1 pseudogene and 1 other annotated feature are annotated in these 1,512 nt (G+C 60.6%); the pseudogene reads right to left on the minus strand.

Going from position 1 to position 1,512, the window contains the following annotated elements:
• Positions 1 to 34: 34 nt before the first annotated feature.
• Positions 35 to 1,268 (minus strand): annotated as a pseudogene (locus tag U5805_RS31450) (IS3 family transposase).
• Positions 871 to 987: a sequence feature (AL1L pseudoknot), on the minus strand. It overlaps the preceding pseudogene by 117 nt.
• Positions 1,269 to 1,512: the final 244 nt, after the last annotated feature.

Below are 1,512 nucleotides of genomic sequence, written 5' to 3' on the forward strand. Positions count from 1 at the left end.
TGAACCGCCCCGGGAATCGTGGAGGCTGGTTGGTTTAAGTTAATGCGGGTTCAGCGGCAGCTGTTTCAAGTTTCCGATAGTAGTTTGCCTCAGCTTCGGCGGGCGGGATATAGCCGAGCGGCTCCATCAACCGATGATGATTGAACCAGGCCACCCACTCCAGCGTTGCCAGTTCAACGGTTTCCCGCGTTTTCCAGGTGCGGCGATGAATCAGTTCAGCCTTGTACAAGCCGTTGATCGTCTCAGCCAGGGCGTTGTCATAGCTGTCGCCCCGGCTGCCGACCGACGGTTCGATGCCCGCTTCGGCCAACCTTTCGCTGTAGCGAATGCTGACGTATTGGGACCCTCTGTCCGAGTGGTGTATCAAGGTTCCGTCGTCGCCCGGTCGCCGCGCGTAAAGCGCCTGTTCAAGTGCATCCAGGACGAAGTCCGTAGTCATCGAGCTGCTGACTCGCCAGCCGACGATACGGCGAGCGAACACATCGATCACGAAGGCCACATACAGCCAGCCCTGCCACGTCGAAACGTAGGTGAAATCCGAAACCCAGAGCTGGTTCGGCCGTGCCGCCTTGAACTGCCGATTGACCCGATCCAGCGGGCGCGGGGCTATGGCATCAGGAACAGTCGTGCGAACACGCTTGCCTCGCATCACGCCGCGCAAACCCAGTTGCTTCATCAACCGTTCGACCGTGCAGCGTGCCACCGCGATACGCTCCCGGTTCATCTGCTTCCAGACTTTATCGGCGCCGTAGACCTGCATGTTGGCCTGCCACACACGCTCGATCTCCGGCCGCAGACGTTCACGCGGATTGCGCGAACAGAGCGCCGCGCCGGATCACGAAGCTGCGCGGCATGGCGTCGGTAGCCCGACGGGGCAATCCGCAAGACCTTGCAGATCGGCTCGACCCCGAAGGTGTCGCGATGCTGATCAATGAAGGCCTTCAGGACTTGAAACGGCGGTCGAGCTCCGCCTGGGCGAAAAACGCCCTCGCGACTTTGAGAATCTCGTTGGCACGACGCAACTCCTTGACTTCGCGCTCCAAGGCCTTGAGGCGCTCGTGCTCGTCTGTCGTCACGCCATCGCGCTCACCGTGGTCGACCTGGTCGCGCTTGACCCACTCGTGCACTGTCTGCGGTGTGCAGCCGATCATCGGCGCGATCGATTCGATCGCCGCCCACATCGACGGATGCTCGCTACGCTGCTCGCGCACCAGGCGCACCGCGCGCTCTCGGACTTCTGGGGAAAACTTGCTTACCTTCTTGTTCATGGCTCCATTCTCTCAAGAGTTGGAGCCTCCACAAAATCCGGGGCGGTTCAGTTTCCAGAAGCGCGCGATGTACCGTGCAGAACGCAACTGTCGGCTCCAGCCATTCGCGTTTCCAGCGAGGTGCCGATACGTCTGCGTCATTCAGCACCAGGCATCTGTACGGCATGTAGCACCGTTCGATGAGCCACGCCGACGGCGTCTGAATGTATCTCAACCTGTCTTCTTCAAGGCGAGCCAGCGATGC

Origin of the sequence: Paraburkholderia sp. J41 (assembly GCF_905220235.1) — a bacterium.
Classification (GTDB): Bacteria; Pseudomonadota; Gammaproteobacteria; order Burkholderiales; family Burkholderiaceae; genus Paraburkholderia.